Source organism: Paraclostridium benzoelyticum (assembly GCF_001006285.1).
GTDB lineage: Bacteria > Bacillota > Clostridia > Peptostreptococcales > Peptostreptococcaceae > Paraclostridium > Paraclostridium benzoelyticum.
The window spans coordinates 25,884-33,707 of record NZ_LBBT01000141.1 but is presented as its reverse complement, the minus strand read 5'-3'; the positions used below and the strand labels follow the sequence as shown (position 1 = coordinate 33,707).

General features: G+C 31.5%; 8 protein-coding genes. 7 read left to right on the top strand and 1 reads right to left on the bottom strand.

The annotated features are described in order from the left end of the window. Positions 1 to 124: 124 nt before the first annotated feature. From spoIIAA to spoVAE, 6 genes are all read left to right on the top strand, one after another. Positions 125 to 481, top strand: a complete 357-nt coding sequence (gene spoIIAA / locus VN21_RS06500; RefSeq protein WP_025162289.1) for an anti-sigma F factor antagonist — start codon at positions 125 to 127, stop codon at positions 479 to 481. Beyond that, positions 474 to 908 carry an anti-sigma F factor gene (gene spoIIAB / locus VN21_RS06495; protein ID WP_021428483.1) on the top strand — a complete coding sequence of 145 codons (435 nt, stop codon included), beginning with the start codon at positions 474 to 476 and terminating at the stop codon, positions 906 to 908. The genes spoIIAA and spoIIAB overlap by 8 nt, the downstream gene beginning before the upstream one ends. 10 nt (positions 909 to 918) lie before the next feature. Beyond that, positions 919 to 1,683 carry an RNA polymerase sporulation sigma factor SigF gene (gene sigF / locus VN21_RS06490; RefSeq protein WP_046822552.1) on the top strand — a complete coding sequence of 255 codons (765 nt, stop codon included), beginning with the start codon at positions 919 to 921 and terminating at the stop codon, positions 1,681 to 1,683. A gap of 87 nt (positions 1,684 to 1,770) precedes the next feature. After that, positions 1,771 to 2,208 (top strand): stage V sporulation protein AC, encoded by a 438-nt coding sequence (spoVAC, locus tag VN21_RS06485; protein WP_046822551.1) that lies wholly within the window; start codon positions 1,771 to 1,773, stop codon positions 2,206 to 2,208. 15 nt (positions 2,209 to 2,223) lie between these two features. Beyond that, on the top strand, positions 2,224 to 3,237 hold the full coding sequence (gene spoVAD, locus VN21_RS06480; protein WP_046822550.1) for a stage V sporulation protein AD: 1,014 nt from the start codon (positions 2,224 to 2,226) through the stop codon (positions 3,235 to 3,237). Between the two features lie 18 nt (positions 3,238 to 3,255). Beyond that, positions 3,256 to 3,612 (top strand): stage V sporulation protein AE, encoded by a 357-nt coding sequence (gene spoVAE, locus VN21_RS06475; protein WP_046822557.1) that lies wholly within the window; start codon positions 3,256 to 3,258, stop codon positions 3,610 to 3,612. A 43-nt stretch (positions 3,613 to 3,655) separates the two neighbouring features. Here the strand turns inward: spoVAE and VN21_RS06470 are convergent, their stop codons facing one another. Then, the gene (locus VN21_RS06470) at positions 3,656 to 6,388 is read right to left on the bottom strand and encodes a transglycosylase domain-containing protein (protein WP_064503604.1); all 2,733 of its coding nucleotides are present in this window, start codon (positions 6,386 to 6,388) and stop codon (positions 3,656 to 3,658) included. Between the two features lie 188 nt (positions 6,389 to 6,576). On the opposite strand from VN21_RS06470, the gene tyrS reads away from it, so the two are divergent. Further along, positions 6,577 to 7,797 (top strand): tyrosine--tRNA ligase, encoded by a 1,221-nt coding sequence (gene tyrS / locus VN21_RS06465; RefSeq protein WP_046822549.1) that lies wholly within the window; start codon positions 6,577 to 6,579, stop codon positions 7,795 to 7,797. The last annotated feature ends 27 nt before the right edge of the window (positions 7,798 to 7,824 follow it).

The following is a 7,824-nucleotide window of genomic DNA, read 5'->3' as shown; positions in this document are numbered from 1 at the left end:
TTTTAATAAATAGTTTTTTGATACAATAAAACAAAACTATTTAAATTTCGTTGAAGGATAATAATCTGATTTATAGAATTGAATAAAAAGTATCATTTTTAAATTTGATAGGAGGGGGAAGCTAATGATAAATTTTTCTTTAGACAACAAAAACTTAAAAGTTGAGTTTTTAAGTAAAGAATTGGACCATCATATTGCAAATGAAGTAAGAGAAGAGATTGATTATGTTATACAAGATAAGCAAATCAAGAATATAGTTTTTGATTTTAAAAATATGAATTTTATGGATTCTTCAGGTATTGGAGTAGTTATTGGTAGATACAAAAAAATATCTAGTGAGGGTGGAAAGGTAGCTGTAATTAATTTAAATTCAAGAGTAAAAAAGGTTTTTGATTTATCTGGGATGAATAAGATAATACAAATTCATGACACTTATGAAGATGCTGTAAGTTCTTTTTTAGGAGGTGTTGCAAATGAATAATATTGTGGAAGTAAAGTTTTCAGCAAGATCAGAAAATGAAAGTTTTGCAAGGGTAATAGTTGCATCATTTGCAGCTAAGTTAGATCCTACATTAGATGAAATTGCAGACATAAAAACTGCAGTATCTGAAGCTGTAACTAATTCAATAATACATGGATATGATGAAGATGAAACAAAATTTGTTAATATAAGGTGTGAGATAGAAGATAGAGAAATAACTATCACAGTAGAAGACACTGGAAATGGGATAGAAGATTTAGATATGGCTATGCAGCCATTATATACATCGAAACCTGAATTAGAAAGATCTGGTATGGGATTTACTGTTATGGAAAGTTTCATGGATAAAGTAACTGTTTCTTCTAAAAAGGGCGAGGGAACTAAAGTTATTATGAAAAAGAAAATAGATTCATCTAATATAGAATAGAGGTTTTGTTATGGGGATAACTGCCAATAAAGAAGAAAGAAAGGGATTGCTTAGCCATGAGGAGACTTTAAGATTAATACAACTGGTACAAAATGGGGATGAAGAAGCAAAAGAAATACTAATAGAGAGTAATTTAGGGTTAGTTAGAAGTGTTGTATCTAAATTTTTAAATATAGGATATGAAAGAGATGACTTATTTCAATTAGGATCAATAGGACTTATAAAGTCTATTTATAAGTTTGATCCAAAATTTAATGTTAAATTCTCGACATATGCAGTACCTATGATTTTAGGAGAAATAAAAAGATATTTAAGAGATGATGGGATGATAAAAGTCTCAAGATCTTTAAAACAAGTTGCAATAAAAGCTAAAACACAAACTGAAGTTCTAACTAAAAAGTTAGGAAGAGAGCCAACTATAGATGAGTTATCTAAAGTTGTAGGAGTAGATAAAGAAGAATTGGTTATGGCGTTAGAATCAAACTTCTCTGTAGAATACTTACATGGAGTAATACACGAAGAAGAAGGAGCACCTATATGTTTAATTGATAAAATTAGCCTAAAAGGTGAAGATGAAGAAGATAAAGTTATAGATAATCTTTTATTAAAAGAGGTATTAGGAAAATTGGATAAAAGAGAAAGACAAATTATAATGCTTAGATATTTTGAAGATAAAACACAGAGTGAAATAGGAGAACTTTTAAATATATCTCAAGTACAAGTTTCTAGAATAGAGAAAAAAGTACTGTCAAAGTTAAAAACTTATATAGGATAAAAAAATAAACCCCTAATTTAGGGGTTTATTTTTTTTAGTTTGTTAAATAATAACTATATATAGATTGATTAAATAGGAGGTCAGAATATGGATAAGAATTACAAAGAATATGTTGATAAAATAAGTCCAAAACCTACTTATGTAAAAAATTATATATTAGCATTTATTGTAGGTGGAATAATCTGTGTAATTGGACAGGCTATAAATGATGTTTATATGAGTTTTGGACTAGATAAATTGAAAGCAGCTGGAGCAACATCTATGACTTTAATTTTTATAGGTGCATTTTTAACAGGATTAGGAGTTTATGATTTAATTGGCAAAAGAGCAGGTGCTGGATCTATTATTCCAATAACTGGATTTGCAAACTCTATAGTATCACCTGCAATGGAGTACAAAAGAGAAGGATATGTAATGGGTGTTGGAGCAAATCTATTTAAGATTGCAGGGCCTGTTTTAGTGTATGGAATAGGTTCATCTGTGTTATGTGGATTAATATACTACATAATAAAATTCATCATATAGAAAGGAGATATATAGGTGGCTAGAAATAGGATAGGAAAAAGGACTATTAAATTAGAGAATGGACCAACTATAATATCTACATCATCAATAGTGGGACCTAAAGAAGCGAATGGGCCTCTTAAAGAATATTTTGATATGAAGCTAGATGATGATTTATTTGGAGAAAAAAGTTGGGAATTTGCAGAAAGCAAGATGGTTCAAACGGTTATAGAAAATGCAATAAAAAATGCTAATAAGTCTGTAGATGATATAGATTATATGATTGCTGGAGATTTACTAAATCAGCTTTTATCAACATCATTTGCAGCTAGAGAAGTAAACATTCCATTTTTAGGAGTTTATGGAGCATGTTCTACAATGGCACTGTCTTTATCATTAGGGTCGATGTTGGTTGATGGAGGATTTGCTGACTTAGTGGTTGCAGCGACATCAAGTCATTACTGTACAGCAGAAAGACAATTTAGATTTCCGTTAGAATTAGGAAGTCAAAAACCTATGACAGCTCAATGGACAGTTACAGGATCTGGTTGCTCTTTGATATCTAGTGAAGGACAAGGCCCAAAGGTTAAGTATATAACAATAGGAAAGGTAATTGATAAAGGGATAAGTGATGCAAATAACATGGGTGCAGCTATGGCTCCAGCTGCTATAGACACGATATACTCTTACTTTGTGGATACAAAAGATGACCCAAATAGTTTTGACATGATTGCAACAGGTGACCTAGGTAAATTAGGTATGCAAATAACTATAGACTTATTAAAAGAAAAAGGATTAGATATATCTAAAGTTTATACTGATTGTGGAGTAGAAATTTTTAATATAGATGATCAAGACGTTCATTGTGGTGGAAGCGGATGTGGATGTTCAGCATCTGTTTTCAATGGATATATTTATAAAATGTTAAAATCTAAAAAATTTAATAAGATTATGTTAGTTTCAACAGGGGCATTATTATCACCTACAAGTACATTGCAAAAAGAGAGTATACCTAGTGTAGCTCATGCTGTAGTTATAGAAAATGAATAGGAGGTGTAAGAAGTGCTTATAGAGTATCTAAAAGTATTTTTAGTAGGCGGGGTTATATGCTTAATTGCTCAGATATTAATGGACTACTTTAAATTACAAACACCATATGTAATGGTTACTTATGTAACAAGTGGAGTAATATTAAGCTTTTTAGGTGTATATCAGCCTATTGTAGAGTTTGGAGGTTCTGGAGCAACTGTTCCTATAATAGGGTTTGGATATTCTTTATATAATGGAGTTGTTAAAGCAATAGAACAAGATGGATTTATGGGGATTTTTACAGGTGGTATAACTGCAACTGCAGGAGGTATAACAGCAGCTATATTTTTTGGATATATAATGGCCGTTATATTTACCCCAAAGGCTAAGCCATAAAATAAAAAGAACTATATGAGACTTAACTCATATAGTTCTTTTTTTATGCAGCTGGTTTTGCTGCTGTATTAGGTTTTTGAGTGGTTTGAGTAGGGGAAGTTTGATTATTACCTTGAGGTGGAGTAGGAGTTACGTCAGTACCACCACCTGTTGTTCCACCTCCGGTACCTGGATTAGTTCCAGTACCACCACCTGTATTTCCACCTCCAGTTCCTGGGTCAGTGCCAGTACCTGGATTACTATTATCATTACCACCATTATTGTTGCCGTTATCTCCATTATCTCCAGGATCAGGAGTTTCTGGAGTTGGAGTTTCTGGAGAAGGAGTTTCCGTTTCCGGTTTATTTTCTTCTTCTACAGGAGGCAATGTAGTTGCCGGTGGAGTATAAGAAGAATGAGTAGTAGGTATTTGACCTTTTATGAAAGCCGCCATACCAGAATTATAAGCTCCTTTAGGAACTATACTACCATTCAATAAGTTTATATTATAAAACTCTATATTACTTGCTTTTTTAAAATCAATTGGGTCAAGTCCATCATGCGCTTTATTCATTACTTTAGACCATAATTTAGCAGAAGTTCCACTTCCGTGAACAACACCTCTACGAGGTATAGTTTCTTTTGTAGTTGGATCAATTCTATGATCATCACCTATATAAGTAGCACCTACATAATAAGGTGTGTAACCAACAAACCAAGCGTCTTTATTTTCATTTGTAGTACCTGTTTTACCAGCTACAGGCATATCACCAAAGCTAGCTGATTTACCAGTACCTTCTTTAACTACAGATTTAAGCATATCTGTAAGAACATAAGCAACTTCAGGGTCTACAACCTTATGCTCTTCTGGAGTGTTTTGTATTAACACTTGCCCATCTGAAGACTCAACAGTTGTAAATGTTATAGGTTCAACATAAGTTCCACCGTTAGCCAAAGTTCCATAAGCCGCAGCCATATCAAGAGGAGAAGCTCCTTTTGTCATACCACCTAAAGTAAGAGCAGGGAATGTTCTATCTCTGCCACCAGGTCCATCTTTTAAATCAGATAATCCAAAGTTTTTTAGGTAATCAAGCATAACGTCAACACTTTCATCGTAAGTTGAAGCAAGTTGTTCAGCTACTTTTATAGCTATTGTATTTGATGACTTAGCTAAAGCTTTACGCATTGTCATATCTCCAGAACCAGATGTTGTAGTATTTGGATTCCAGTCATTATTTTTTTTGAATTTATATCCTCCACGTACATCACTAAATGTATCTGCTTGATTCATTCCGTTATCAATAGCTGGAGTGTAAACTGATAAAGGTTTTATAGTAGAACCAGGTTGGTGTGGTGAAGTAGCTCTATTTAAAACTTTTCTAGCTTTAATTTCTCTACCACCAATCAAGGCTTTTATTTTACCAGTTCGATAATCTAAAACTACCATAGCAGCCTGAGGTTGAGGAATTCCATCTTTGTAAGTTTCAGTTCCTGGGAAGTTATTTCTATTATTAAACTCAGTTTCTAAATCACTTTGCATATTTTTATCTATAGTAGTACGTATTTTTAAACCTCCACTAAAATACAGTGTATTAGCTTCAGCTTCAGTATATCCTTGAGTTATAAGACTATTTATAACATTGCTTTCTATAAGGTCCTCAACTGTAGAAGCAGGTTTTTTAGATTGACCAGGCAGCTGTATATTTATTTTTTCAGCGACAGCTTTATCATGTTCTTCTTGAGTTAAATAACCAAGTTCTAACATTTTCATTAAAACTGTTTCTTGTCTTTGTTTAGCATTAGGGTTTAGCTCAGCTTTTCTACAAACCATATTTCTGTTTCTTAACTCTTTAAAAGTGTCATCATCAGGTATAAGACCCCAATCATAAAGTTTATCAATCATATCTAACTCTACTTTAGTGGGTTCATCAAAACCATCACTCTTTACATAAAATTTTAATCTTCCTTTTAATTCATCTTTAGTTTCATTACCTGTTAATTTTGCAGTGTTATAAGCTGCATATTTATTAGGGTTTTGAGTTATACCAACAATCATAGCTGATTCAGCAACTGAAAGATCTTTAGCATGTTTATTAAAATATGCATTTGCAGCAGCTTCAACACCTATAGCACCTCTTCCAAAGTATGCACTATTTAAATAAAGTTCTAAAACTTCACTCTTAGTAAGAGTCTTATCCATTTCTAAAGCATAATAAATATCTTTAATTTTACGAACAACAGATACTTCACTAGAAGTAAGTAAATTTTTAGAAACTTGCATGTCTAGAGTACTTCCTCCAGGAGAAGAAGATGTAAATATATTTATAAGGGTGGCTTTAGCAAGCCCTTTAAAATCTACACCATTATGATCATAAAATCTTTCATCTTCTATTGATACAAGCGCATTTTGAAGATGAGCTGGCATATCTTTTATAGATATAGGAACCTTTTTATTATCTGTTGGAGGATTTCCCATTAAAGATCCATCACTATATAAAAGTTCTGTAACTGTGTTAACTTTTTTATCAAGAGCAGCTTTTGTCACAGGCTCTACGTCTTTTAAGGCTACAAATACTAGTGCAGTTGAAACTGCAACTCCTAATACCAACATAACTAAAAGTGTAACACCTACAGTTCTAAATATTTTAAACTTATCCTTCTTTGAAGATTTAGAAATACTTTTAGTTTTTTGACTACTGTTTTTAGTTGATTTCCTCGACGAGGCAGTAGGTTTAGTACTAGAGGAGCTAACTTTTTTTCTACGTATTTTGTTTTTGTCATTATTATCATTTCCCATGAAATTAACCTCCTTACTATAAGAATATATTATATCATATATGTGAATAATTTTGTATTTTATAGATAAAAATGAATATTATGTAATTAGTATTAGTGTTAGTTGATTATTTGAATTTAACATTTAACTATGATACAATATTAATTATTTTTAACTAAGTATAAAAAAAATATGTGTGAGGTGTACATATGATTGAAATAAATGAACAATTAAAGATAATTAAAAAAGGGGCAGCTGAAATAATTTCAGAAGAAGATATTGTTAAAAAGTTAGAAAAATCGGCAAAAGAAAATAAGCCATTAACAATAAAGTTAGGATTGGATCCTTCTGCACCAGATATTCACTTAGGACATACTGTTGTTTTAAGAAAAATGAAAGCATTCCAAGATTTAGGACATCAAGTAGTTATAATAATAGGAGATGCTACAGGCATGATAGGAGATCCAACTGGAAAATCAGCAGTTAGAAAGCAACTATCTCATGACCAAGTTTTAGAAAATGCAAGAACATATCAAGAACAAATCTTTAAAATATTAGACAGAGAAAAGACAATAGTAAAGTTTAATAGCGAGTGGTTACAAACTATGAATTTCATGGATGTTGCTAACTTAGCATCTAAGTATACTGTTGCGAGAATGTTAGAAAGAGATGATTTTAAGAAAAGATTCGCATCTAATCAATCTATATCAATACATGAATTTTTCTATCCATTAATGCAAGGATATGATTCAGTAGCAATAAAAGCTGATATAGAAATGGGAGGAACGGATCAAAAGTTTAACATATTAATGGGAAGAACTCTTCAAAAAGAGTATGATCAAGAACCTCAAATTGCTTTATTAATGCCTATAATAGAAGGTACTGATGGAGTTAAGAAGATGAGTAAATCACTAGGTAATTACATTGGTATAAGCGAAGCTCCTAATGATATGTATGGAAAAACTATGTCTATTCCAGATGAATTAATAATAAGATATTTTGAGTTAGTTACAGATGAACATCCTGATTCAATAGAAGCTATGAAGTCTGATATAGAACAAGATAAAGTAAATCCAAGAGACTTAAAAATGAAATTAGCTAAAGAAGTTGTAAAACTATATCATGGAGAAGAAAAAGCATTAGAAGCAGAGCAATATTTTAAATCTGTATTCCAAAAAAAGAATATTCCAGATGATATAGCTGAAATGGAAGTTTCTATAGAAGAGTCTGAAGAAGGTTTATTCTTTATACCAAAGCTAGTTACAGGATTAAAGCTTTCTCCATCTACAAGTGAAGCTAGAAGATTATTAAAGCAAGGTGGAATAAAGCTTAATGGTGAAAAAGTTGAAAATGACAAAATAGCTTTACAAACTGGAGATATAATACAAGTAGGAAAAAGAAAATTTGCAAAAATAATAATTAACAAGTAATTATAAGCCCTCCTTACATAATATAGT